16 protein-coding genes and 1 pseudogene are annotated in these 24,728 nt (G+C 51.7%); 8 read left to right on the plus strand and 9 right to left on the minus strand.

The features are described from left to right. Positions 1-37: 37 nt before the first annotated feature. A pseudogene (locus LVJ85_RS00190) lies at positions 38-170 on the plus strand (lipoprotein signal peptidase); the annotation flags it as partial. Positions 171-194: 24 nt separating this feature from the next. On the opposite strand, the gene lpxC reads toward LVJ85_RS00190, so the two are convergent. Then, positions 195-1,112: a UDP-3-O-acyl-N-acetylglucosamine deacetylase gene (gene lpxC, locus LVJ85_RS00195; protein WP_244740427.1), complete on the minus strand. Its 918-nt coding sequence runs from the start codon at positions 1,110-1,112 to the stop codon at positions 195-197. A gap of 510 nt (positions 1,113-1,622) precedes the next feature. Here lpxC and gap point away from each other — a divergent pair. The 3 genes from gap (at position 1,623) to LVJ85_RS00210 (ending at position 5,087) form a co-directional block, all read left to right on the plus strand. Continuing rightward, positions 1,623-2,627 carry a type I glyceraldehyde-3-phosphate dehydrogenase gene (gene gap, locus LVJ85_RS00200; protein ID WP_244740429.1) on the plus strand — a complete coding sequence of 335 codons (1,005 nt, stop codon included), beginning with the start codon at positions 1,623-1,625 and terminating at the stop codon, positions 2,625-2,627. Positions 2,628-2,975: 348 nt separating this feature from the next. Beyond that, the gene (locus LVJ85_RS00205; protein WP_244740431.1) at positions 2,976-4,238 is read left to right on the plus strand and encodes a M48 family metallopeptidase; all 1,263 of its coding nucleotides are present in this window, start codon (positions 2,976-2,978) and stop codon (positions 4,236-4,238) included. 120 nt (positions 4,239-4,358) lie between these two features. Continuing rightward, the gene (locus LVJ85_RS00210) at positions 4,359-5,087 is read left to right on the plus strand and encodes a TIGR00730 family Rossman fold protein (protein ID WP_085364354.1); all 729 of its coding nucleotides are present in this window, start codon (positions 4,359-4,361) and stop codon (positions 5,085-5,087) included. A gap of 31 nt (positions 5,088-5,118) precedes the next feature. On the opposite strand, the gene LVJ85_RS00215 is transcribed toward LVJ85_RS00210, so the two are convergent. After that, positions 5,119-5,292: a lipoprotein signal peptidase gene (locus LVJ85_RS00215; RefSeq protein ID WP_244740433.1), complete on the minus strand. Its 174-nt coding sequence runs from the start codon at positions 5,290-5,292 to the stop codon at positions 5,119-5,121. Between the two features lie 11 nt (positions 5,293-5,303). On the opposite strand from LVJ85_RS00215, the gene fghA reads away from it, so the two are divergent. Then, positions 5,304-6,143: an S-formylglutathione hydrolase gene (gene fghA, locus LVJ85_RS00220; RefSeq protein ID WP_244740435.1), complete on the plus strand. Its 840-nt coding sequence runs from the start codon at positions 5,304-5,306 to the stop codon at positions 6,141-6,143. A 580-nt stretch (positions 6,144-6,723) separates the two neighbouring features. Here the strand turns inward: fghA and gnd are convergent. Next, complete coding sequence (gene gnd / locus LVJ85_RS00225) at positions 6,724-8,172, minus strand: decarboxylating NADP(+)-dependent phosphogluconate dehydrogenase (RefSeq protein WP_244740437.1); 1,449 nt, start codon at positions 8,170-8,172, stop codon at positions 6,724-6,726. A gap of 410 nt (positions 8,173-8,582) precedes the next feature. Between gnd and ggt the strand changes: the two genes are divergently transcribed. After that, positions 8,583-10,352, plus strand: a complete 1,770-nt coding sequence (gene ggt, locus LVJ85_RS00230; protein WP_244740439.1) for a gamma-glutamyltransferase — start codon at positions 8,583-8,585, stop codon at positions 10,350-10,352. Positions 10,353-10,493: 141 nt separating this feature from the next. Next, positions 10,494-13,127, plus strand: coding sequence for a type VI secretion system Vgr family protein (locus LVJ85_RS00235; RefSeq protein ID WP_244740441.1), 2,634 nt, complete (start codon positions 10,494-10,496; stop codon positions 13,125-13,127). Positions 13,128-13,311: 184 nt separating this feature from the next. Here the strand turns inward: LVJ85_RS00235 and istB are convergent, their stop codons facing one another. From istB to mnmE, 6 genes are all read right to left on the minus strand, one after another. Continuing rightward, entirely contained in the window at positions 13,312-14,040 is a 729-nt protein-coding gene (gene istB, locus LVJ85_RS00240; protein ID WP_370686940.1) for an IS21-like element helper ATPase IstB, read from the minus strand. Further along, on the minus strand, positions 14,027-15,559 hold the full coding sequence (gene istA, locus LVJ85_RS00245; protein ID WP_182073206.1) for an IS21 family transposase: 1,533 nt from the start codon (positions 15,557-15,559) through the stop codon (positions 14,027-14,029). The genes istB and istA overlap by 14 nt, the downstream gene beginning before the upstream one ends. Positions 15,560-15,904: 345 nt before the next feature. After that, positions 15,905-17,341, minus strand: a complete 1,437-nt coding sequence (locus LVJ85_RS00250) for a porin family protein (protein ID WP_244740444.1) — start codon at positions 17,339-17,341, stop codon at positions 15,905-15,907. Positions 17,342-17,421: 80 nt separating this feature from the next. After that, positions 17,422-20,205 carry a lactoferrin/transferrin family TonB-dependent receptor gene (locus LVJ85_RS00255; RefSeq protein WP_244740446.1) on the minus strand — a complete coding sequence of 928 codons (2,784 nt, stop codon included), beginning with the start codon at positions 20,203-20,205 and terminating at the stop codon, positions 17,422-17,424. A gap of 133 nt (positions 20,206-20,338) precedes the next feature. After that, positions 20,339-22,315 carry a transferrin-binding protein-like solute binding protein gene (locus LVJ85_RS00260; protein WP_244740449.1) on the minus strand — a complete coding sequence of 659 codons (1,977 nt, stop codon included), beginning with the start codon at positions 22,313-22,315 and terminating at the stop codon, positions 20,339-20,341. Between the two features lie 228 nt (positions 22,316-22,543). Then, positions 22,544-23,911, minus strand: a complete 1,368-nt coding sequence (gene mnmE, locus LVJ85_RS00265; protein WP_244740451.1) for a tRNA uridine-5-carboxymethylaminomethyl(34) synthesis GTPase MnmE — start codon at positions 23,909-23,911, stop codon at positions 22,544-22,546. A 226-nt stretch (positions 23,912-24,137) separates the two neighbouring features. On the opposite strand from mnmE, the gene LVJ85_RS00270 reads away from it, so the two are divergent. Continuing rightward, a complete protein-coding gene (locus LVJ85_RS00270; RefSeq protein ID WP_085364517.1) occupies positions 24,138-24,467 on the plus strand; it encodes a zinc ribbon domain-containing protein YjdM in 330 nt (109 codons plus the stop codon). The last annotated feature ends 261 nt before the right edge of the window (positions 24,468-24,728 follow it).

The following is a 24,728-nucleotide window of genomic DNA, read 5'->3' on the forward strand; positions in this document are numbered from 1 at the left end:
ATGTTTTCAGACGGCCTCTTTAGTTTGGCCGAGACCTTTGCAAAACCCTCATCTGCGGCGCATTTCTGCGTTGTGCGCTGCCCGCTCGTTTGCCTATCTATTATGATATGTCTGCACTCGCTGCGCTGCTACGCCTTGAACTGCATCCACATCCGAGGGTTTTGCAAAGGTTTCTTGCTATAAATATTGTTCAATCAAGCTACCGCAGGCAGGCCGTGGAACGCGGCGGGCAAGTCTTCATCATGCGGAAATTCCACCCATTCGTAGCAGGATTCGTCTGCCAAAATGGCGCGCAACAAGGCGTTGTTGATGGCATGGCCGGATTTGTAGCCTTCAAACGCGCCGATAATCGGGTGGCCGACGATATATAAATCGCCGATGGCATCGAGAATTTTATGGCGCACGAATTCATCGGGATAACGCAAACCTTCGGGGTTCAACACATCGGTGTCGTCGATCACGATGGCGTTGTTGAGGTTGCCGCCCAAACCGAGATTGTGCGAGCGCATCAGTTCCACTTCCTGCATAAAGCCGAAGGTGCGGGCGCGGGCGATTTCGTCGATGTAGGATTTGCCGGCGAAGTCGATTTCAAATGTAGGGCTGCTGCGGTTGAATACGGGATGGTCGAATTCGATGGTTAGCGTAACTTTGAAGCCGTCGTAAGGGGTAAAGCGCACCCATTTGCCGCTTTCTTTCACTTCCACAGGCTTCAGAATCTTTAAAAAGCGTTTTTGTGCTTTTTGATCGACAATGCCCGCGTCTTGCAGCAGATAAATAAACGGCAGGCTTGAGCCGTCCATAATCGGGATTTCGGGTGCGTTCAATTCAATCAAAGTGTTGTCCACACCGTAAGCGGCCAGAGCCGACATAATGTGCTCGATGGTGCCGACGCGTATGCCGTGTTCGGTAACTACGGTGGAAGATAAGCGCGTATCGTTGATCAGGTAAGGATTGAGTTTGATGGTTTCACCCTGAACGCCTTCCAAATCGGTGCGGCGGAAAGAAATGCCGCTGTTTTCAGGGGCGGGATGCAAGGTGAGTGCCACACGTTCGCCGGAATGCAGGCCGACTCCGGTCACATTGATGGATTTCGCCAATGTTCTTTGCAGCATAGGGGTATCCTTTTTTGCCTTTGTTTTCAATATCAATTACTGCCTGATAATACGGTAAAACAGAATCAATAACATAGTATTTTTAATAGTATTTATTTATTGCGGGCTTAAAACACACAGTATGCCTGCGCTTGCAAATCCGAGCGGCCGGGCTTGTATTCTTTCGGGATAAAGCGGGTTTGCCGGCATGATGAAAGTTTATTTCAATTTCATCCCGATTAAGCACTTTTGAGCAACAGATTCAACCCTGCTTTTATTCAGAACTTATCTCGTTATTTTAATTATAAAAAGCTGAATTATCCACAAAATAGGGCAATAATCATTCAAATCATCATTTTTATTTTAAAATCATATTATTAATCTTTTCAGACGGCCTGTTTAAGCAGGCTGACTTAACTTAAATCAGATTTTGTCCGGTTTTATAAAAATAATGCTAGTAAGTAGTTTTATTTCATGATACAAATAAAATATTGAAATAATTTTCTACACCGACATTGGAGGAGCAGATAAATGAGCATCAAAGTTGCGATTAACGGTTTCGGCCGCATCGGCCGTTTGGCTCTGCGTCAGATCGTCAAAACCGACGGCATTGAAGTGGTGGCGGTAAACGATTTAACGCCCGCCGATATGTTGCTGCACCTGTTTAAATACGACACAACCCAAGGCCGTTTCCAAGGCAAAGCCGAGTTGAAAGACGACATGATTGTGGTGAACGGTAAGGAAATCAAAGTATTTGCCGACCCCGATCCCGAAAACCTGCCGTGGGGCGGGCTGGGTGTGGATGTGGTGCTGGAATGTACCGGTTTCTTCACTAAGCAGGAAAAAGCCGAAAAACACATCAAAGCAGGCGCGAAAAAAGTGGTGATTTCCGCACCGGGCGGCGATATGAAAACCGTAGTTTACGGCGTGAACCAGCATATTTTGGACGGCAGCGAAACCGTGATTTCCGCCGCTTCCTGCACCACAAACTGCTTGGCGCCGATGGCCAATGTGCTGCAAAAAGAATTCGGCATCGTAGAAGGTTTGATGACCACTATCCACGCCTACACCGGCGACCAAAACACCTTGGACGCGCCGCACCGCAAAAATGATTTCCGCCGCGCCCGTGCCGCCGCTTTAAACATTGTGCCGAACACCACAGGCGCGGCCAAAGCCATCGGCTTGGTGATTCCCGAGCTGAAAGGCAAATTGGACGGCTCCGCCCAACGCGTGCCTGTGGCCACCGGTTCGCTTACCGAATTGGTGTCTGTTTTGGAACGTCCGGTTACGGTTGAAGAAGTGAACGCGGCAATGAAAAAGGCTGCGGGCGATTATTATGCCTACAATGAAGACCCGATTGTGTCTTCAGACGTTATCGGTTTGGAAGCGGGTTCGATGTTTGATGCCACCCAAACCAAAGTGATGACGGTGGGCGACAAACAGTTGGTTAAAACCGTGGCTTGGTACGACAACGAAATGTCTTACACCTGCCAGCTGATCCGTGTGTTGGAACACTTTGCCAAGCTGATTAAATAATCCGATTTACAGATTTACGCTTCATAACAATATCATTAATCAATCATCAGGCCGTCTGAAAATTCAGACGGCCTGATGTGTATTTAAGAGAACTTAGCGCGGTTTTAAAAATCCTCTTTCACAGCGGTAAATCATCATTGCGCCATATCCGACCCGAACGCAGGATAAAAAAAAGCCCTTGGAAACAAGGGCGGAAGATTATGTTTTTCCGAAAGGATAAACAGTTATGAAAAGTTGCTGTCGGCTATTATACTTACACGGTTTGTAAAACACCAGTTAAACCCGCCTGTGGGGACGAAGGTGTATATATTACGCTACATTATTGTTTTTATTGAATTTATATCTAAAATGAATAAGCATACACTGTATATTTTGTTTCTTGGTTTTCTCACATTTACTACGTTTTTGCAGTTTTACCTATCCATCCGCCAAAGCCGTGCGGTACTGAAACACCGCAGCCGAGTGCCTGCTGATTTTGCCGATACGGTGTCGCTGGAAGAGCATCAAAAGGCGGCGGACTACACTTTGGCCAAACAGCGTTTTGCGCGCTGCCGTATTGTGTTTGAAGCGTTGCTGCTGCTGGTGTTTACCCTCGGCGGCGGCCTGAATCTGCTGGCGGCATTGAGCATGAAGTTTTCAGACGGCCCGATGACTCAAGGCGTGCTGCTGATCGGCTTGTTTGCTTTGGTCAACACTTTGATTTCACTGCCCTTGGATGCGTATGCGACATTTAAGCTGGAAGCGCGTTTCGGCTTCAACCGCAGCAGCGTCGGCACGTTTATCGGCGACCGTGTGAAAGGTTTGCTGTTGGGTGCGGTAATCGGCGTGCCTTTGCTGTATGCCGTGATTTATCTGATGGGCATTACCGGCAGCCTGTGGTGGCTGTGGGTGTGGCTGGTGTGGTTGGGTTTTTCGCTGTTGATGCTGTGGGCGTTTCCCAAATGGATTGCGCCTTTGTTCAATACGTTCAAACCTTTGCCTGAAGGCCGTCTGAAAGAAAAAATCGAACACCTGCTCGGCCGCACGGGTTTTAAGAGCAAGGGCATTTTTGTGATGGACGGCAGTAAACGCTCCGGCCACGGCAATGCTTATTTCACCGGCTTGGGGGCAAACAAGTGCATCGTGTTTTACGATACTTTGCTGGAAGACATGCAGCCCGATGAAGTGGAGGCGGTGTTGGCGCACGAGCTGGGTCATTTCAAGCACAGGCACATCATCAAGCAGATGCTGATTACTTTCGTGCTGGCTTTGGCGGTGCTGTATGTGTTGGGAAAACTGATGCCCGAAGCCGCGTTTTATCAGGGTTTGGGCGTGCATTACCCCAGCCATGCCATGGCTTTGCTGCTGTTTTTGTTGGTGCTGCCGGTGTTTACTTTTCCGTTTGCGCCGCTGGGCAGCCTGATGTCGCGCCGCAATGAATTTGAAGCCGACCGCTATGCTGCGGCAACCGCGTCCGCCCAAGATTTGATTGCGGCTTTGACCAAGCTCTACCGCAGCAACGCCGCCAGTTTGGTGTCCGACAAATGGTATTCGCGTTTTTACGACTCCCATCCCGGCGCCCGCGAGCGTGTGGCGGCCTTGAAAAAAGCAGCGGCAGCGAAACAGCCGTAGCCGCCGTTTTTGCTTTTGGCCGTGTGTGAGGCCGTCTGAAAGCTGATTTAGTTGCTTTCAGACGGCCTTTTTGTTCATATTCGGTTAAAATAACGGCTTTTTTACCGACAACAAAGCTTTATGAACCTTTATCGAAAACTGCCGGCACCGATTCTGCCCGAAGAAACCCGCCGCGAAATTCAGGCGCGGGAATCGTATCATCTGCTTAAAATCATTTCCGAATTTGTAGAATCGGGCGAAGAGCTGCGGGCAATCCAGCCGGCCGTGAGCATTTACGGCAGCGCGCGCACACCGGCCGACCATCCCGACTACCTGCTGACCGAACGCTTGGCGCGCAAGTTGTCGGATGCCGGATTTTCGGTGATTTCCGGCGGCGGGCCGGGCATTATGGAAGCCGCCAATAAAGGCGCGTTTGCCGGTAAAAGCCCCGCGGTCGGCTTGAATATCGTGTTGCCGCACGAGCAGACGGCCAACCCTTATCAAAACCTGTCGATTAAATTCCAGCATTTTTTCCCGCGCAAAGTGATGTTTGTGAAACATGCCGTGGCTTATGTGGTAATGCCCGGCGGCTTCGGCACGCTCGACGAATTGTTTGAAAGCCTCACGCTGGTGCAGACCGGCAAAACGCCGAACCGCCCGATTATTCTGGTGGGCACGGCTTTCTGGCAAGGCATGTTGGATTGGATCCGCGAGCAGCTGCTCGCCAACGGCATGATTTCGCCCGAAGACATGGATTTAATCCGCCTGATCGACGATGAAGACGAAATCATCGAAGCAATCTTCGCCCACTACGAAAACCGCCCCGACGGCCTGCTCGATTCGCAAAATACTTGGGAACTCGGCTTATAAGCACCCGCCTTACCGATGCCGTCTGAACATTTCAGACGGCCTGAGACTTTTGCAAAACACCGAGATGTGGATGCAGTTCAAGGCGTAGCAGCACAGCGAGTGCAGACATATCATACAGATAGGCAAACGAGCGAGCAGCGCACAACGCAGAAATGCGCCGCAGATGGGAGTTTTGCAAAGGTCTCGGCCTCTTTTCCTTTTGCACATGATTCTACGATGAACGCACCTACACTGATTTCCGCCCATAAAATGTTCAACGGACGCCACGAGCGTTACACCCACCGTTCTCAGTCCACCGGCACCGACATGGCGTTTTCCGTTTACCTGCCGCCGCAGGCACTGCAAGGCTACCGCGTGCCTGTGCTGTATTGGCTGTCCGGCCTGACCTGTACAGACGAAAACTTTTCCGTCAAATCCGGCGCGCAGCGTTTCGCCGCCCATTGGGGCATGGCTTTGGTGATTCCCGACACTTCCCCTCGCGGCGAAGGCGTGCCCGCAGGCAACGGCGAAATCGGCTTGGGCGCGGGCTTTTACCTGAACGCCGTGCAAGAGCCGTGGGCGCAGCATTATCAAATGTATGATTATGTGGCGCACGAACTGCCGCAGCTGATTGAAGCCCATTTCCCCGTGAACGATCAGCGCAGCATTGCCGGACACAGCATGGGCGGCCACGGCGCGCTGCAAATCGCTTTGAAAAACCCCGGCCGCTACGCCGCCGTGTCTGCCTTCGCCCCGATGGTTAATCCGAGTGCAACGCCTTTGGGGCGGCAGGCGTTTTCGGCTTATTTGGGCGAAGATCAAGCATTATGGGCGCAGTACGACAGCACCGAGCTGGTTAAACACGCCGAACGCACATTGCCGGTGCTGATCGATCAAGGCGATGCCGACCCGTTTTACCCTCAGCAGCTGCAGCCCGAACCATTCGTGTCCGCCGCCCGTGCCAACGGCTTTAACGTGCAGTTTAACCTGCGCAAAGGCTACGACCACGGCTATTACTTTATTGCCAGCTTTATTGATGTGCATATTGAGTTTCATGCCGATGCGTTTGGTTTGTAACCTTGATTGAAATGATGAAGAGGCCCTTAGATTCGAATTTCAAGTGCAACACTCAAAGCCCTATTTACGCGATTGCTTTCATTCTTCTTTCGTTACCGATTCCGCACAACACTCGATTTGTTCCGGCATCAAACCTTATGAAGCATTGCAAAGGCCGTCTGAAAAGTTTTGCGTTTTTTCAGACGGCATCTGTATATAGCCGGTTTGTGTTTTTCATTTGAAGATAGTCCAACCATATTTGAATAGAAAACAAAAAGAGACTAAACCATTACAACTTAATAATTAAATAATAAAAAGACGATGATATTGATGGATGCAGTCGGTTGTGGATAAACCGGTTTTAAATTGAAAATTCATTTATTTGCGCAAGCTGAAAGTGTCGGGAAAACTGTTACTGAAACTTGGGCATGATTGTGGATAAATTCATGTGTTATCAGCTTTCTGTGGACGGTTTTGCGCTTATGCACAGTATTCGGGCAATTTTATTACCTGAATTAAACCGGTCTGACTGCTAAAAGTTGAGGCCGTCTGAAAATAAACTTTTTCAGACGGCCTTACCGGTTTTATGAATTAACAAACATCAAATATCGTAAGTGGTCGATGCCGTATCACCGCCCTTACCCGTCCAATTGGTGTGGAAAAACTCGCCGCGCGGTTTGTCGGTACGCTCGTAAGTGTGCGCACCGAAGTAATCGCGCTGGGCTTGCAGCAGGTTGGCAGGCAGGCGCTCGGAAGTGTAGCCGTCTAAGAAAGTAATCGCCGAGGCCATGCACGGCATGGGGATGCCGCATTCGATGGCTTTGGCCACCACTTTGCGCCATGCCGGCAGGCAGTTTTCAAGAATGTTTTTGAAATACGGATCCGAACCCAAGAAAACCAAATCGGGATCGGCTTCGTAAGCATCACGGATATTGCCCAAAAACGCGCTGCGGATGATACAGCCTTCGCGCCACAGCAAAGCGGTTTGACCGTAATTCAAAGCCCAATCGTTTGCTTCGCTGGCCTCGCGAATCAACATAAAGCCTTGTGCATAAGAGATAATTTTTGAAGCCAACAAAGCTTCGCGCAAAGCTTCCACCCATTCGGTTTTATCGCCTTTCACCGGTTTGATCGTTTTGTTAAACAGTTTTCCGGTTTGGACACGTTGATCTTTAAAAGCCGAAACGCAGCGGGCAAACACCGATTCGGTAATCAGGGTCAGCGGAATGCCTAAATCAAGGGCATTGATACCCGTCCATTTACCCGTGCCTTTTTGGCCGGCGGTATCGAGAATTTTTTCCACCAGCGGTTCGCCGTTTTCATCTTTGAAACCGAGAATGTCGGCGGTAATCTGAATCAGATAAGAATCCAGCTCGGTGCGGTTCCAAATACCGAAAATTTCGTGCATCTGCGGATAACTCAAACCCAAGCCGTCTTTCATAAATTGATAAGCTTCGCAAATCAGCTGCATATCGCCGTATTCAATGCCGTTGTGTACCATTTTCACGAAATGTCCGGCACCGTCGCGGCCAACCCAATCGCAGCACGGCTCGCCTTGCGGCGTTTTGGCAGCAATCGCCTGCAAAATCGGTTTTACATGCGGCCAAGCTTCTTCATTGCCGCCGGGCATAATCGAAGGGCCGTTGCGCGCACCTTCTTCGCCGCCCGAAACACCCGCACCAACGAAACGGATGCCTTTTTCGGCCAGATCTTTAGTACGGCGGGTGGAATCGGGGAAATTGGCATTGCCGCCGTCGATAATGATGTCGCCTTGATCCAATAAGGGAACGAGCTGGTCGATAAACTCATCTACCACCGCACCTGCCCTCACCATCAACATGATTTTTCGGGGTTTTTCCAGTTTATCCACCAAATCTTGCAATGAAGTGGCGCCGATAATGTTGGTGCCTTTGGCGGCACCGTTGAGAAAATCATCTACTTTGGAAACAGTGCGGTTGAATGCAACGACTTTAAAACCTTTGTCGTTCATATTCAGAATCAGGTTTTGACCCATAACGGCCAAGCCGATGACGCCGATATCGCCTTTCATTTAGGGAATCCTTTTGTTTGTGAAGTTCGTATTGTTTAACTTTAACCGATTAGAGGCCGTTAAACAATGTTTGGATTGAGACCGGAAAAGGGTTAAAACCATTACAACTTAATAATTAAATAATAAAAAGACGATGATATTGATAGATGCAGTCAGTTGTGGATAAGCTGATTTTAAATTGTAAATTCATTTACTTGTGCCAGCCAAAAGTGTTGGGAAAACGATTATCGAAGTTTGGGCATAATTGTGGATAAATCCGTGCGTTATCGGCTTGCTGTGGATAGTTTTACGCTTATACACAATATTCAGACGGCTTTATCACTTAAATTACACTGGTTTGGGAAACTTAAGGCCGTCTGAAATATCAATACGGAGATACGCAAAAATAAAATTACAGATGGGAGAAAGTAATGAAATTGAAAAACTTATGCAGTTTGCTGGCGGTTTTAACCTTCGCTGCCCACACGCAGGCTGCGCCGTTTGACCAACCTGTCGCCGCCGCTTCGGAGCCTGTGGCCGAACAACACGCGCCGGAGCAAGGCACGGGGCTGACCGGGCAGCAATTGGTGCAGGCGAAAGAATTTATGGCGGCATCGGCCAATCCGCTGGCTACCGAAGCGGGCTACGATATTTTGAAACGCGGCGGCAGCGCGATCGATGCCATGATTGCCATTCAGACGACCTTAAGCCTGACCGAGCCGCAGTCTTCCGGCTTAGGCGGCGGTGCGTTTTTGGTGTATTGGGACAATAAAGAAAAAAAGCTGACTACGTTTGATGCCCGCGAAACCGCACCGGAAGCGGCAACGGAAAAGCTGTTTTTAGACGAAAACGGCGAGCCTTTGAAATTTATGCAGGCTGTGGTCGGCGGCCGTTCGGTCGGCGTGCCGGGCGTACCCAAGCTTTTGGAAGACGTGCACAAGCGCTACGGCAAGCTGCCGTGGAAGACTTTGTTTGATAAGCCCATTGAGCTGGCCGAACAAGGGTTTACCGTTTCGCCGCGCATGGCCCGTTCCATCGAGCAAAACCAAGAACATCTGCAACGCCATTCGGATACCGCCGCCTATTTCATGCCCGGCGGCAAACCGCTGGAAGCCGGTACGGTGCTGAAAAACCCCGAGTTTGCCAAAACCGTCAGACTGTTTGCCAAACACGGCAGCGAACCGTTTTACAGCGGCATCCCCGCCATCAATATTGTGAAAACCGTTATTGCCGCCGACAATCCCGGCAGCATCACATTAAATGATTTGAAAAGCTACCGCGTGATCGAGCGCACGCCGGTTTGCGCCCCTTACCGCGAATACGAAATCTGCGGTATGTCCGCGCCCAGCTCCGGCGGTATTGCTTTGGGGCAGATTTTCGGCATTCTGCAACATTTCAATATGCCTTCTTTAGGCCCCGACCATGTGATGAGTTGGCGTTTGCTCGGCGATGCTTCGCGTTTGGCGTTTGCCGACCGTGATTATTATGTGGCCGACCCGCAATTTGCCGAGGTTCCCGTTGATGCCATGCTTCATCCGGCCTATCTGAAACTGCGTGCCGGATTGATTGCTGAACAATACGGAGCCTTAAAAGCCGTCGGCCCCGGCGGATTTGCCCGCACCCAAGGGAAAAGCGAAGGCATGGAATTGCCGTCCACCAGCCATATCGTGATTGTGGATAAAGACGGTAATGTGGTTTCGATGACTACATCGATTGAAAACGCTTTCGGTTCCACCCTGATGGCCAATGGCTATCTGCTGAATAACGAGCTGACCGATTTTGCGTTTAAACCTGCCAACGAAGAAGGCGAAACCGTTGCCAACAGCGTCGCCGGCGGTAAGCGCCCGCGTTCTTCCATGGCACCGACGATTGTGTTGAAAAACGGCGAACCTTATCTGGCAGTCGGTTCGCCCGGTGGCAGCCGCATCATCGGTTATGTAGCCAAAACCCTCACCGCCCACCTCGATTGGGGCATGGATATCCAGCAAGCCATTGATTTGCCGAATATGCTCAATCGAACAGGCACTTACGAGCTGGAACAAAACACAGCTGCTGCTAGCAAAGCCCCCGATTTGGAAAGACTGGGTTACTCGGTTCAAGTGCGCGATTTGAATTCAGGCGTACAAGGCATCGTTATCCGTGCCGACGGTTTGGAAGGCGGAGCAGATCCGCGTAGAGAAGGTAAAGTGATGGGAGATTAAATCAATACATCCTGTTGATTAAAAAGGCCGTCTGAAACAAGCCGTTTGGCCTTTCAGACGGCCTTTTATTTCAGTTATATATCATATAAATATCCAAATGGTTTAAAATCGCGCTTATTTGTTTTCAGCAGATTTTGAATCATGCAAACCCAATCCTACCACCTCACCTTCTCCCGCTTCAGCCCGTCCCTCTCCGTCGTCTCCTTCACCGCCACCGAAGCATTGAATACCGCCTACCGTCTCGACATCGAACTGACCTGCGCCGATGCCGATTTGCCGCTGTCGTCGTACATCAACCAAGCGGCCAAGTTTACGGTAACGCCGGTAAGCTCTGATGCGTTGGGATTGATCGAAGGTATGATCGCCCCCCAAGCGTTGAAGGAATGGAGCGGCATCATCACTTCCTGCGAGAAGCTGTCGGTATCGGCCGACGAAACCCGTTACCGCATGGTATTGGAACCGCGCATTGCCGCATTGAAGCACCACCGTACTTCGCGGCTGTTTCAAAACCAAAACGTTCCCGACATTATTGCCGCACTGCTGAAACACCACGGCTTCTCCGGCGTCGATTTCCGTTTCAATACCTCACGCGAATACGGTGTGCGCGAGTATGTGACCCAGTATCAGGAATCCGACTTCGCCTTTCTCAACCGGTTGTGCGAAGAAGAAGGCATCTGGTACGCCTTCGAGCAGAATGCCCAATATGGCGAGGTGGCGGTATTCGGTGACGATGCCGCCCATTATTTTCGCGGTAATACCTCCCCCTATCCCTACCGCCCCCACGGCAGATTGGAGAGCGTCGGCAAGGAAGCGGTGTTCGCCTTACAGGTAAAACACAATCCCATTCTCGAATCCATCCGCGTCGGCGACTACAACTACCGCGATGCCGATACCGACTTATCGTCCACAGTAACGGCCAAGGGTACGGAGACCGACGGCAGCGTCTTACTCGGCAGTGACAGCCATTGGGGTTTGCATCACAAGACACCCGAAGAAGCCCAACTTCAGACGGCCTTACTGCAACAGCTCGACCACAGCCGCCGTATTGTTGCTTCCGGCAGCGGTAATATCACCGCCCTCAGCCCCGGCCAAGTGTTTCAGACGGCCCCGGCCTTCAGCGAAGCACCCAACGGCTGGTTGGTGGTATCACTCACCCACAGCGGCAGCCGTGACAGCGCATACAGCCATACTTTTACCGCCATTCCCGCCGACAGCATCTTCCGCCCCGAACGCCTTACCCCGTTGCCGAAGATTCAAGGCAGCCTGCCGGCACGGGTCACCAGCCCCGGCAACTACACCTACGCCTATATCGACAACATGGGGCGTTACCGCGTCAAACTGCCGTTCGACCTCGACGAATGGAGTCCGGGCGGAGAAAGCCGTCCCATCCGCTTAGCCAAACCCTATGCCGGTCCCGACTACGGCCAACACTTCCCGCTCCACGAAGGCACCGAAGTGATGCTGTCGTTCGTGCAGGGTAATCCCGACAGACCCTACATCAGCGGCGTGATGCACGACAGCTCCCACCCCGACCACGTGCCTGCCGATTGGAACACCCGCAACGTCATCCGTACTTGGGCGAACAACAAACTGCGGATGGAAGACAAACAGGGGCAGGAACACATCAAGTTGGCGACCGAATACGGCAAAACCCAACTCAACCTCGGCCATATCGTCGACAGCCAGAGACAAAAACGCGGCGACAACGGCGAAGGCTTCGAGCTGCGTACCGACAGTTGGGGCTCATTACGGGCGGGGAAAGGTTTGTTTATCTCTTCAGACGGCCAAAGCGGTGCACAAGGAACAGTATTAAACCGCGACGAAGCCATCGCCAATTTGGAACAGGCATTGTCATTGGCGAAGAGTTTGAATAAAGCAGCAAACACAGCCAAAGCGGAAGGAACCTTAACCGAGGAGCAGGAAGGCCGTCTGAAAAACTGTATCAAAGATTTATACCAACAAGTGATTTTACTGTCCGCCCCCGACGGTATCGCCACTGCTACCCCACAAAGCCAACTGCACACAGCCGGCCAACACATCCACCACATCAGCGGCGGCGACACCGATATCAGCGCCGGCAGCAACTTCACCGCCCATGCGGTCGGGAGCGTCAACCTGTTTGCGCAGAGCAACGGGGCGAAGTTACAGGCCAATCAGGGCAAGGTGGAGATACAGGCACAGAACGATGAAATGCAGATTAATGCGCTGAAAGACGCCACCATTACCAGCAGCGCCGGCAAAGTGACCGTGGCGGCCAAAGACGAAATCCTGCTTACCAGCGGCGGGGCGTACATCAAGATTAAGGATGGCAACATTGAGTTGGGCTGTCCGAAGATGGTGTGGGTGAAGTGTGCGGGGTTTCAGGTGATGGGGCCGAGTAGTTTGAATGTAAAAACCCCTTTATTACCTACTACAGGTATCTATAGTCGTCGTTTCGATTTCAGCCATATATTTGCTAAAGATATTTTGGAACAGGGATTGAGTTATCAAGTTATTCATAGAGGCCAAAATTCAGAAACTTTCGAAAAATTAGATCATGATGGTAGAACGTCAAGATTCTTTGGTGATACACAAGATGAAATTGAAGTAGCTGTTATTGGAAAGTTGACGGAAGACGGCAAGTGGCGTTTAACAGAAGAAAAACATTGTGATCTACATGATGAATGCTGCTGCGGTGCAGAGGATGAACAAGATTATCAAGAGAATACTGATGAAGATGTTGACGATATAAATACAGACGATTTAATAGAAGATTTCAATAATTTTGGAAATTAAATATGAAAAACAATCTTATTTTATCCGTTTTATTAGCAGTTTTTACATCTTATTCATATGCTGAAAAAAATAAGGAGATTACATTAACAACAGATGATAAACAGATTGTTTTTTTTCTTAACAGAGACTGTTGTCAATTCCATTCCAAAACTGAGCCACAGTTGTGGTCTAAAATTGAGCCACCCTATGAGCGGTGTTTCATCCGGTAAGAATCATTGCCCGTCTCAAAAATATCACAGCAATAAGTCAGGCGGTCCAGTAAAGCACCCGTCATCTTTTCATCCATAAACAGTTTCACCCATTCGCTAAAGGCCAAATTGGTTGTCATGACAACACTCGTCCTTTCATGCAGTTGGCTCATCAGATGAAACAGCAGCGCACCGCCTTTCTGACTAAACGGCAGATACCCCAACTCATCAAGAATCAACAAATCGTACCGACATTGCTGCTCGGTCAGTTTCAGACGGCCTTCGTCTTTGTCTGCTTCCAATTTGTTGACCAAGTCCAGTACATTCCAAAAACGTACCCTAAATCCTTGTGTCGCCGCTTCGATACCCAATGCTGTGGCAATATGCGTTTTGCCCGTACCCGGTCCGCCTACCAACACCACATTACGCTTCTGTCTGATATAGTCCCCGCCCAAAAGCAGTTCCAATGCCGGACGGTGTATCAAACTCTGCTCAAAATCGAAGTCGGCCAAACTGCGGTGTTGCGGAAACCTTGCCTGGCTAATCCGGTTTTGGATACTCCTTGCGGTTTTGGCTATATGTTCGGCAGTCAACAACCGCTCCAGAATATCCAGCGTACCCCGTTTGCGACGGATGCCGTCCACTACGATTTCATCCCACTGCTCCGCCATCGCACCGAGTTTCAATTCTTTCAACAGTCCCGCCAGACGTTCATGCTGCATGATGCTTCTCCTTCATCGTATCCGTTTGTTTGCCCGACAGACTCAGTAAGCGGTCATAACGGCTGCAATCAACTGACGGCGGGACGGTAAGCGGGATGTCCCTAATATGGAAACGGGGTGGAGGCGGTTCTTTCAGACGGTTGATGATGTTCAAGACTGCCTCCGGAGTCGGCATACCTTCGTCCAATGCCAATTCCGCTGCCGTCAATGCCAAGTCGGCATCGTATTCGGCCATCAGGTTCAGCAGTTTGACCATCACCCGGTCTCCTTTGGGCTGCTTAAGCAAACAGGCTTTCAGACGCTCTATGACGGGCGGCAGTACCCAGCCGATAAAAGCCCTGCCGTCTCTTAACGCTCCGGGTTTCTTTTGCAGATAGGGCAAAAAATGCCAAGGGTTATAGCTGATGCCGTCTTTCACAAAGCTGCGCGGATGTTCGGCAATACAGTCGGTATCGCTACAAAAGCGGACGGTCTGTGCGCCGATATAAACCCTAACCGTATTGCCCGCCCATTCGACCGGCACGCTGTAACGGTGGCGTTCGACGGTAACCAAAGATTGGTTGCTGACTTTGAGTATCTCCAAACGTTCTGCCGGATAGGGACGGAAAGCAGCCAACGAATGCTTCTCCCTTTCCCATATGTCGTTAACCGGCTGCCTGTATTCGGGATGTTTGTGCTGCCGCATCAGCCGCAGGCATTGCTGTTGCAGGTAGTCGTTGAGAGAGGTAAAGGAATCAAAAGCCAAAGTCGGCTTGAACAATCTTTCGCGCAGGTGGCGTATCTGCCGCTCGACCTGGCCTTTCTCCCAGCCGGAAGCCGGGGTACAGGCAACCGGTTCAATGAGAAAGTGGGTCATCATCTGTAAAAACTGTGCGTTAAACTCTCTCTCCTTGCCTTTGCCGATGCGGGTAACGGCGGTCTTCATATTGTCGTAGATACCGCGGGCAGGTACGCCGCCGAAGAAAGCGAATGCGCGGTTGTGCGCATCCATCAACATGTCGGCTTTCTGATTGGGATAAGCACAAACGAAAAAAGCCCTGCTGTGGCATAAGCGGAAATGAGCGATATTTACCTTAACGGTCTGTCCGGCCAAACAAACGGTTTCGATACTCCAGTCAAACTGATAAGCATCACCCGGAGCAAAAGCCTGAGCCATAAAGACCGGAACCGGCTTGGGTTGGTGCTGTTGGCGGAATTTGCGGATAAATACGGCAACGGCACTGTACTGTCCGGCATAACCGGCATCTTTGAGGCGTTCGAAATGTCGACGGGCAGAAAGGTGTTGCTGTTTGGGCAGCCGGGCTTCTTGGAGCAACTGTTGGGTCAACACGTCAAGAAAAGGACCGAGCTTGGGGTAATGGGTTTGTTCTCTGCGGTAGACGGGGGGTTCGACTGTGGCGTGCTGCAGATATTTGGCGACTGTATTGCGGGAGAGTTTGAGTTGTTTGGCGATTTCACGTTGTGAGAGTTTCTGTCGGTGAAAAAGCCGGTGCACTTTTGCGATGGTTTCCATGCATAACATCCAGGTTGGGCTCCGCTGTGTGATAAAGCGGAGCAGTTTATAACAAACGGAGAGTGGCTCACTTTTGGAGCACAACTCCCCGTTTCCCTGGCTCAGTTTTGCACGATATTTAACAAGCAGGAAATCGGTTTAAACCGCAAGTACGAATTTCCCCGACCTTTCTGCGAGGCGTTTTTCGAACACCATATTTATTAGGGAGTTCGGCGGCAAAAATGATGATGAAAACCTGTTTTACATAACAGCCGTATTGAAATATACAGATTTTTCAGACGGCCTCAAGCTTTTTTACCGGTAATCGAAAAGTCTCAGTTCCCTTATATTTAGTGTGATGAAAAACGCCGGCGGTTAGAAAGTTTTTGTCATTTCTACAAACAGATTGTTTTTACGGTAGTCATACAAAAACACATTGCTGCGGTTGCGCGTGTGGCGCATGGTCAGGCGCGGGGTTACGCCCCAAAAATGGATGTTGCGGTGCCATAGCGAGAGGTTCAGGCCAAGCGTGCGGTCGCGGCGGGTTTCGAGTATCGGCCAAGGCATCGGTGCGCGGTAGGTGCGCTTCCCCCACGTGGCTGAGGCGCGGCTGCTGAAGCCTTTCGGCCATTCCTGTATCCAACCTAACGACACGGCTTGGCGGCGGTTGCTGTTGTCTCTGTCGCGCAGATTTTCACGTTCAAATTCATAACCGCCGAACCATGCCTGCCTCGGGTCGGCTTGATACACGACGGTTTGGCCGAAGCGCAGGATATTGCCGTTGAAGCGGGTGCGGTTTTCATAGCGGATTTTTTCGGCTGCGACGTGGTTGATGATGCGCCATTTCGGGTTGAGCCGTATATCGGTATCGAATTTTGTACCGAAACTGTCGGAATACGGCTCGGCATCTTCGCCGAAACGGCGGTGTTGGGCATACGGCATCAGGGAAAATGCGCGGTTGGCATTGCGGTAGCCGATACCGGCGGCGGCCTGTACGGCCAAATCGTTGTAATGCTTGGCGGAAGGATAGTATTTGCCATATAAGTCGGCTGAAAACTTCGCCAGCCAGTTGCCTGTCAGCGGCCGGTCTTTTTCTGCGCCGAAGCGGTAGGCAATGCCGGACACGTTTTCGGCTTCGGCTTCCGATTTCAGACGGCCTTCCTGTTTGACGGCGGGTGCGTTGTTGATGTTTGGTTCGTAGGTATAATTCAAGCCGCCGTCAAACCGCCAGCGGTGGCGTTTCTGCAATTCTTCTTGGAATGCGGCCAGTAGGTTTTTTTCACGCTCGGGCAGGGCGGTCTGCGCCAGCAGTTTGTCTATTTGGTCTTGTGCGGCACGGTCTTGGTTGTCGTAAAACAAAGCCAGCGCAAGGTGGAAACGGATCACATCCGATTCGGGTTTTTCTGCAATCAAACCGCGCAGCAGCGAGGCGGCTTCGGCAAAGCGGCCTTCGTACATGGACAGCTTGCTCTTTGCCAAGCGCAGCAGAATATCGTCGCGTACGGTATCGGGCAGTTTGCGGTACACCGGCAGCAGCACGCGTATGCCTTCGATATCGTTATCCATAACACTCTGATCAAGCAGGCGGTTGAGCAGCTGCGGTTGTGCCAACAAGCCGGCTTCGTCGATGTCTGTAATGTGGCCGGTTTCCGCAGAAGGCAAAACGGCAGCAGGTGTTTCCGGCTGTCTGAATTCGGGCATTGCCTGAGGCAGCGGTTCGGGGCGGTATTCGGGATTAACGGTTTCCGCCCGGGCGAATGCGGCGGCGAACAGCAGCAGGCAGACGGGGTTGAGTGAAAAACGTGTTGTCATGATTGGAGTCCGTCAAACAAAACAAGGCCGTCTGAAACCGGCTGCACGCGGCAGGCAGTTTCAGACGGCCTCCGGAGTGGTTAGAATTTCATTTCGAAGCCTACTGTGATGTTGCGGCCGGGGGCGGCGAATTGTGCGTAATTCGAGCCCGGCACCTGTTGCTGTGCCAAAGAATTCGAAGAGCTTTGGCGCAGGGTTTCCCACATCAGGTAGCGGTGGTTGAACAGATTGTACACGCCGGCGCGCAGCGTGGCTTTTTTCCAAGGCTTCCAGTAGCCACTCACGTCAACCGTCGTCCAAGGTCGGCTGGCGGCTTTGGTGGCGGCTTTGCTGTGGTTTTTGCCGCTGCCGTGATCGACTTTGCTGATCAGTTCTTGCGGATTTTTCGCACGAGAGTGCGTCCAGTTGGCGGTAACACCCCATTTTTCAGACGGTGCATCGTAGTTTGCGCCCACCACATAGCGCGAAGGCTGGATGGTTTCCAAAGGATAATCCGAAGCATAGTCAAACTTCTCGTGGGTGTTGTTAAACAGGCGTTTCGCTTTGATGCGGTTGTAGGCCAGATTCAGCGACAAGCCTTCCGGCATTTTGTGCCACAAGCCGTTCATATCGATGGTTGAACGGAAATTGATGCCGCGCAAATCGGCATTTTGCAGATTGAAATTGCCGATTTTTTTGATGTTTTGTGCGTTGGCGTGCGTACTCGCATAGGCGATCAAATCGCGGTAGCGGCTGTCGAACACGCTCAATTCCGCATTGCCGAACGCGCCTTTGAAGGTCAGGCCGAGTTCCTGGTTGAATGATTTTTCAGGTTTCAAATCAGCGATGTAATGGGCATCGTTGTCGCGCCCCAAACCCGGAACATCATAACCGTACAACTCTTGGAAGCTCGGCACTCGGAAGCCGTTGGCGGCGCGGTAAGAAACAGCCCAGTTATTGTTCGGTTTAACTACCAAACCGGCATTCCACGATTTGTTCAGGTAGGTTTTGCTGCGGATGGCAGGGTCATCCGTCTTGAAGCTGTGGCGGTCGAGACGGAAGCCCAAGCCCAAATCCACATATTTGCCCAGCGACATATTGTCGCGCAACGAAACGTAGAAATTGTTGCCCTTAATCGGCTTGCGCGCGCAGTGGTCGAGTTTTCGCTCGGTACACAAATCTTCCTGTTTCATGACGCTGCCCGCATCGCGGTAGATATCCACTTTGTAGGTACGGCCGTTTAGCGTGCGGGTTTCCTGCCCTACGTTTTCGTGGTTTTTGACAGCTTCGCTGTCGTGCATCTGTTTGTTAAAGGCGGAATCGAAACGGTCGAAACCGACGGCGGCTGCGACTTTGTGGCGGCTCCAAGCCCAATCGAAGGTTTTGTTCCACTTGGTGTTGAACAGCAGATGGTTTTCTTTGTATTTGATTTCTTCGCGTTTCAAATACGAACCGGGTTTGTCGGCAGACGGTTTGCAGTTCAGCGTGGTGCTGTTGTCGCCGTAGGGCGAACAGGCCGCATAGGTCGAAGCGGTGTCGATTTTGATGTTTTGGCGGTCGAAATTGACTTCCAGATTGTCTGCCCAACTGCTTTCAGACGGTGTGTAGCGGTATGTAAGGCCTTGGCGTTGTTTGTTGTGCTGCTCTTCGAAGAAACGGGCGCGGGCCCAGGCAAGCAGGGCGAAACCTTCGCTCGGGTCGTTTTTCCAAATGCCGTCGCTGTTTTTGCGTTTATCTCCCAATTCATTGTGGCTGCCGGGTGCGTAGTAGGCGGCATGGCGCATATCGCGGCTGTCGTATTTCTGACGGGTGTTCTCCGTCAGAATGCCGGCGTAATGTTCGGGCGAAAAGCGGTAGCCCAAGCGTCCCAGCCAAGATCCGCTTTGGTATTCCATCGGATTCGGCCGGATGCGTTTGGAACCCGTGTAGGCTGCAGACGGCAGGGTTTCTTTGCGGTAAGACATTAATTCTTTGCGCTGTTTGTCTTCTTCTGCGGTGTACGGATGTGTTTGCGGATCGCGGCTGCCGGGTGTCCAGCCGTCAGGATAAGTACCGAGCGAGGATTTGTGTTTCAGACATTCATCGCCGGTGCAATCCTCGAATCGGAACAGATTGTCAGCCAGTTGTCCGGGTTCGCCGCGCAAATCGTATTTGTGTTCGTAGGCACCGAGTTTGTAGAAAGTATGTTTGCCTTTGGCGGCATCTTTGTGGATGGAGATTTCATTGCCTTTGCGGTGGGTGTATTGCAGCAGGCCTTCAAAACCGTTGTAGCTGAACGCGCCGCCTACGGTTTGGGCAAAGCGTTTGTCTTTGCTGCTGAATGCGCTTTTGCTGGTCAGCCCCCAGTTTTTGCCGTCTTCAATGAAATCGCCGACGTTCTTGGTGTAGTAGTTTACCGAACCGCCGAGTGCGCCGCTGCCGGCTTCGGCTGCATTGCTGCCTTTGCTGATTTCTACGGAGGAAACGTTTTCAAACTCAATTTCGTTCATCGAGCCGCTGCCGCCGCTTTTTGAAGTGGTGTCGGCATAAGATTGCAGTTGCGGAATGCCGTCCACCGACACCTGCACACGGTTTTTGTCCACGCCTCGGATGGAGAAGCCGGTACTGCCGCCTCGCCCCTGCTCGACTACGGAGATTCCGGGATCGTAGCGGACGAGATCGCGGATGCCTTGAACCTGTTCTTTTTCCAGCGTTTCTGCGGTTTTGACGACTTTGCCCAAGCCGGTTACTTCTTGGGTTTTACGGTTCACGCGCTTGGGCGCGGTTACGCGGATTTCTTTCAATTCTACTTCTGTGTCTGCCTTCGGGGTATCGGCATGGGCATAAAGCGGTGCGAAGCAGACGGCTAAGGCGGTTACGAGGGTTTTCTGTTTGAGATGTTTCATGGGTTCACCAAATCTGTATCCTGTATGGCGGAAAGCGCGGCGGCTTTCCTTTGGAAAGGGAAGTTGCAGACGGCCTGTTGTCGGAAAGGCCGTCTGAAAAAGGCAGAATAGGTTTCTGCAGAACGGAAATTGCTTAATCCTGACGGGTCGCTCCGAATACCGCACCGGCGCGGATGCCGGTACCGTGGGCACCGTCTTTCTCGCTGTTGTAGTGCAGCATGCCGCCCAGTTCGCGGGCGTTCGGGCCGTAGAAGCCGCCGGTAACTTTGGCATCGCGGATTTCGGGGCGGAAGCTTTGGGCATTGCCGCTGTCAAACGGGAAACCGCCGTTCGGTGTGGCCGCCGTACCTTCAAAACCGTTGCCTTGCAAGCGGGCGGTGATGTCGAATACGGTCAGGCTTCCGGAAGAAATCAGCGAGCCTTTCAAAGATTTGTTGTCGAAGTCCACATCAAATTCCGAACGGTTGGCCAGGCGGTCGCTGCTCAAACCGGACATATCGGGACTTTGGAAAAATTCTTTTGTGCGGTAGATGTTTTTCTCAGGCGAGGCCATTTGGATAAAACCTGCCCAAGTACCGACATATTGCGCCTTGCCCGATTGCGGCACGGCACCCAAAGGCGTACGTTCGCCTTGCAGGAACAGCCCGCCGAGCAATTCGCCGCCCGGTTTTTCCGCCAAGTTTTTATATGTGCCGAAGCGCAGATAGCTTAAATTGCTGCAGCAGAAATGCACCGAACCGTCTTCTGCCGCTTTGCTTGATGTTTTGTCGCTGCCCCAGTTTTCGGAATTCAGGTCGAAGGTTTTGCCGCCGAAGCGCAGTTTCATTGCGTAGCCGAAGTTGGTCAGAGATTTCGGCTCGACTTTGCTCAGACGTTCGCGCGGTTCATCCAAAAATTCACCTGTGTATTCATCATCATATTGATACTCGGTGTCTTCCCTGCGGTTTGCATAAGACAGATGTGCGGCATCGAACAAGGTATTGAATGTGTTGCGGTTTTCTTCGCTGTCGTCTTGGCTGCTGTCGCGTTTGGCACCGAATACGCCGAACAGGGAATTGTCGTTGGTCAGGAATTTACCGGCCAGCTCTTCCCCTTTCGGGCCGTAGAAACCGCCTTCGAGCAGGTCGGAATTTTGGCCGAACAGTTCTTTGTCGATTGCCGAAGCATCTTCGGCGACAACCGATTTGGCTTTGCCGGTAAAGCGGTTGCTGTTGAGGTCGGCATCGATTTCATAGAGCTTGCGGGTGTTGTTGTCCGCTCTCAGACGGTAGCCCAGACTGCCTTTCAGTTTTTTTTCGGCAAAATTGACGTTGAATTCGGACAGCCAGTCGGCGGTTGATTGGAAGGTTTCGTCAGACGCACTGGCCAAGTCGCCGTCGCCCTTTTCTTCATGATAGCCGTTGCCTTCGCCGTCAAATGTGCCTTGGCCTATGTTTTTCCGGCCTTTTTTAGCATCGGAAATAAAGTTCCACTGGCCGCTGTATTTCACGCTGTCTTGTTGCGGCAGAGCGGGAGAGGCTTCGATGCCTCGGTAGAAAGTGTAGGTGTTGGCACCGGAAATATAACTGGTTTCCTTGCCGATGCGGCCTTTGGTGATTTCATCAGGATAATCGTCGCTTACATGGCCGAAACGGATATAACGGTATTTTTTGGCTTCTTCCTCATTGCTTAGATAGCCGTTATTTGGGAAGGTTTGTCGTTTGATTGGTGTGGAAATATAACCACCATTGCCGGGTTCGTTGAGCAAAGCATCAACTTTCGGTGCAACCAATTCGGCGGTATCCAGTTCTTCCAATGTGGCCGGGTCGAGTGCGGCGTGCGGCTGCACCTCAGTCGGCTGTCCGTTGCCGTCACGCAGCGGTTGGCCGTCTGCACCGTGCGTGCCGCGGTCTCGGCGGACGTTTTTCATCACATAGCCCAAGCTCGGTTTTTTAAAGGACTTTTGCTCCTCCGTGCTTTGGCGCGGTTCGGCAACTTGCTCGATTTTCTTTTTTTCAGGCAGTTTCTCTTCAGTGTTCACTTCGATGGTGTCGAAGCTGCCGCTTCCCGCACACGCCCCCAATAAAAGGCCGGCACAGGCTAAAGCCAGTCTGTTTTTCTGTTTGCTCATAATGTTCTCTTGCGAAAGTAGGAATAATTTTTCTCTATTAAAGTGAAGAATGGTTTTGAATTGCAACAAGCATTTTACATAAAAAAATAAATACAAACAATTCTTATTACATTATTTCTATTAGTATTGAAAATTTGTCGAGCTGCACGGTTTTTGTAAAAAATTTGAAAAGGCCGTCTGAAAATCCATTTTCAGACGGCCTTATTACCGGAAAGAGAAAAATGCTGTTTACTTGCCGATACAGAATCTCGAGAAAATCACGCCCAACAAATCGTCCGCCGTAAATTCTCCGGTGATTTCGTTGCAAGCGGTTTGGGCCAGCCGCAGGTGTTCCGCCAGCAGCTCGATTTGGTTGTTGCCGCACAGGGCGGCGTTTTCCAATTCGGCTTCGGCGGCAGAGAGTGCGGTGAGGTGGCGGCTGCGGGCGAGGAACAGGCTTTCGCTTTCGCCTTGCCAGCCGATTTCCTGCAACAGGACTTGTTTCAATAAATCCAAACCTTCGCCGGTTTTGGCGGAAAGTTTGATTAAGGTATCGGCACCGCTTTGCGTATCGAGGCCGTCTGTAAAAATACCAGCGGGTTCGCCGGTAAGGTCGGTTTTGTTGTGGATTTCAATGCGCTTGAGAGTGTCGGGCAGGCTGTCGAGAATGGTTTGGGTTTTGGCGTTGATACCTTCGCGCGGGTCAATCAGAATCAATGCAACATCGGCTTCCTGCACGGCTTTGTGGCTGCGTTCGATGCCGATTTTTTCCACCACGTCATCGGTTTCGCGCAGGCCGGCGGTGTCGATGATGTGAACGGGTACGCCGTCTAAGGTGATTTGTTCGCGCACGGTATCGCGGGTGGTGCCGGCGATGTCGGTAACGATGGCGATGTCGTCGCCCGCCAAAGCGTTGAGCAGGCTGGACTTGCCTACATTGGGCGCGCCGACGAGCACCACGTTCATGCCTTCACGCAAAATCGCGCCTTGTTCGGCACCGGCCAACACGGTTTTCAGACGGCCTTGCAGCTCCGCCAGCTTGCCGCGTGCGTCGGCGGCTTCGAGAAAATCGATGTCTTCTTCGGGAAAATCAAGCGTGGCTTCCACCAGCATCCGCAAGGTAATCAATTCGTCCACCAATGCGTGAATGTGCCGGGAAAACGCGCCTTTGAGCGAACGCACGGCCATGCGGGCGGCAGAACGGCTGGAAGCGTCGATCAAGTCGGCCACGCTTTCGGCCTGCGCCAAATCGAGTTTGTTGTTGAGGAAAGCACGTTTGGTAAACTCGCCCGGCTCGGCCATGCGCGCGCCCAATTGCAGGCAGCGTTGCAGCAGCATATCCATTACCACCGGCCCGCCGTGGCCTTGCAGTTCGATCACGTCTTCGCCGGTGAAGCTGGCGGGCGCGGCGAAGTAAAGCAGCAGGCCGTTGTCTATCGGTTGGCCGTCCGAATCCACAAAGTCGGTGTAAAGGGCAACGCGCGGCTTGGGCGTTTTGCCGCCGCTGATCTGCTGCGCCAACGGCAGCAGGTTTTTACCGGAAATGCGGACAACGCCGACACCGCCGCGTCCGGGGGCGGTGGCAATGGCGGCTATGGTGGGGCTGGGTGCAGACATGGGTTTATCTCGGAAATATCGGGAAATATATGGGGCGATTATAGCAAAAGGCCGTCTGAAAAGATGTTTCAGACGGCCTTTTGCCTTATCGCTTATAATGCCGGCTTTACACAAAACAATACCTGTACCAAGCCCCAAAACGCACTTCCCGAAGCTGAAAAAAGCAGAAGAGGGCGGCTGGATACAGATTCCCAACCACAACGACAAAAACAAAAAGGAACCCGCCATGACCTTACCCGCCTGCCCGCAATGCGGCTCAGAATTGACTTACCACGACGGCGTGCAGTTCGTTTGCCCCGAATGCGCCCATGAATGGCAGGAAGGCGAAGCCGCTGCCGAAGAAGCACCGGTGGTGAAAGACGCCAACGGCACGCCGCTGACCGACGGCGATACCGTCGTGCTGATTAAAGATTTGAAAGTCAAAGGCAGCTCGATGGTGATCAAACAAGGCACCAAAGTGAAAGGCATCCGCCTGCAGGAAGGCGACCACGACATCGCCTGCAAAATCGACGGCAGCGCCATGAACCTGAAATCGGAATTCGTGAAAAAAGCCTAAGCGGATTCAGGCAGCGGCACCGACGTTTCTTTGCAAAACAATGTGCTAGAATGCGCGCAACTGTTTTTAGCGAAGTTTGCGAGGCTTGTTTTCAGACGGCCTCTTGCCATCTTTGCCAGAGGCCGTCTGAAAACAAGCCTAGTGAGCTTCGCCAAAATGAACCAAAGCGACCGCAAAACTGTCTGCACGGTTTACAGCCGATAAACTTATTTTGGATGCAAGGCACAGCAAGGCCGCAGCAGCAACCGGTTTATCGCCTCA

The sequence above is a fragment of the Neisseria sp. Dent CA1/247 genome, from assembly GCF_022870825.1.
Classification (GTDB): Bacteria; Pseudomonadota; Gammaproteobacteria; order Burkholderiales; family Neisseriaceae; genus Neisseria; species Neisseria zoodegmatis.

Coding starts and splice junctions, on each gene's coding strand:
- fghA (WP_244740435.1), top strand. CDS start 5,304: ATGAACGCACCTACACTGATTTCCGCCCATAAAATGTTCAACGGACGC.
- gnd (WP_244740437.1), bottom strand. CDS start 8,172: ATGAAAGGCGATATCGGCGTCATCGGCTTGGCCGTTATGGGTCAAAAC.
- LVJ85_RS00260 (WP_244740449.1), bottom strand. CDS start 22,315: ATGAGCAAACAGAAAAACAGACTGGCTTTAGCCTGTGCCGGCCTTTTA.
- LVJ85_RS00255 (WP_244740446.1), bottom strand. CDS start 20,205: ATGAAACATCTCAAACAGAAAACCCTCGTAACCGCCTTAGCCGTCTGC.
- LVJ85_RS00235 (WP_244740441.1), top strand. CDS start 10,494: ATGCAAACCCAATCCTACCACCTCACCTTCTCCCGCTTCAGCCCGTCC.
- mnmE (WP_244740451.1), bottom strand. CDS start 23,911: ATGTCTGCACCCAGCCCCACCATAGCCGCCATTGCCACCGCCCCCGGA.
- lpxC (WP_244740427.1), bottom strand. CDS start 1,112: ATGCTGCAAAGAACATTGGCGAAATCCATCAATGTGACCGGAGTCGGC.
- LVJ85_RS00250 (WP_244740444.1), bottom strand. CDS start 17,341: ATGACAACACGTTTTTCACTCAACCCCGTCTGCCTGCTGCTGTTCGCC.
- gap (WP_244740429.1), top strand. CDS start 1,623: ATGAGCATCAAAGTTGCGATTAACGGTTTCGGCCGCATCGGCCGTTTG.
- istA (WP_182073206.1), bottom strand. CDS start 15,559: ATGTTATGCATGGAAACCATCGCAAAAGTGCACCGGCTTTTTCACCGA.
- LVJ85_RS00210 (WP_085364354.1), top strand. CDS start 4,359: ATGAACCTTTATCGAAAACTGCCGGCACCGATTCTGCCCGAAGAAACC.
- LVJ85_RS00205 (WP_244740431.1), top strand. CDS start 2,976: ATGAATAAGCATACACTGTATATTTTGTTTCTTGGTTTTCTCACATTT.
- LVJ85_RS00270 (WP_085364517.1), top strand. CDS start 24,138: ATGACCTTACCCGCCTGCCCGCAATGCGGCTCAGAATTGACTTACCAC.
- ggt (WP_244740439.1), top strand. CDS start 8,583: ATGAAATTGAAAAACTTATGCAGTTTGCTGGCGGTTTTAACCTTCGCT.